Origin of the sequence: Pseudomonas sp. EA_65y_Pfl1_P113 (assembly GCF_963970525.1) — a bacterium.
Taxonomy (GTDB): Bacteria; Pseudomonadota; Gammaproteobacteria; order Pseudomonadales; family Pseudomonadaceae; genus Aquipseudomonas; species Aquipseudomonas tritici.
Window position 1 is genome coordinate 1 of sequence record NZ_CAXAQM010000185.1, and the last position, 677, is coordinate 677.

The following is a 677-nucleotide window of genomic DNA, read 5'->3' on the forward strand; positions in this document are numbered from 1 at the left end:
GACGACAGGGACTTCAGACTAACAATGCAAACCTGCGTCGCTGCGCTCCGACTGCCTGGCCGGATGAGCGTGGAAAGGGTGGCCGGATGTTGGTGGACTGGGTGGCCGGATGGCGTGGAATGCGCAGTCGGCTCGGGAAAAGGCAGTCCTCGCTGCGTAACTGGGCCTGACGTATCCAGGCCGCGAGAGCGGACCGTGTTTGTTCAGTAATCTCGAATTGCACAGGCCGCTGCGTTTTCTGCTGCATAACCATGGCTCGTGATGATACGTGCTCGCCATGGGCGACGTCGCGTACGCGGAGCTTGGTTAAGTCGCAAGCCCGAAGCTTGCTATCGATAGCCAGATCGAAAAGAGCCAGATCTCGAGTTTTTTCTGCAATTTGAAGCCTTACTCGGATAGCCCAGATATCTCTCAGTTGTAGCGGGGGTTTCTGTCCAACCAATTTTCCTTTGTTCCAAGGCTGACGGCTGCGGGTAGCGATAATGCTCATGACATGTCCTCCATATGTGGAAGGACAAGGATGGCTAACCAGAGCAACGGTCGCTGACTAGCCAATAGCTGCCTGTCGGAACCGGCTGAAATAGCCCCAGAGCGGTCATCTCCGCGTTCCAGTATTATCATGCCGATCTTCGGACTGTTTATTGGTAGGTTGATCCATGGCCAGAAGCGTTAGGCTT

The 677-nt window shown here is 55.1% G+C and carries 1 protein-coding gene; it reads right to left on the bottom strand.

Annotated features, from left to right (window positions below; genetic code table 11):
- Window positions 1-13: 13 nt before the first annotated feature.
- On the bottom strand, window positions 14-490 hold the full coding sequence (locus tag AACY52_RS29035; protein ID WP_339561174.1) for an integrase: 477 nt from the start codon (window positions 488-490) through the stop codon (window positions 14-16).
- Window positions 491-677: the final 187 nt, after the last annotated feature.

Coding starts and splice junctions, on each gene's coding strand:
- AACY52_RS29035 (WP_339561174.1), bottom strand. CDS start 490: ATGAGCATTATCGCTACCCGCAGCCGTCAGCCTTGGAACAAAGGAAAA.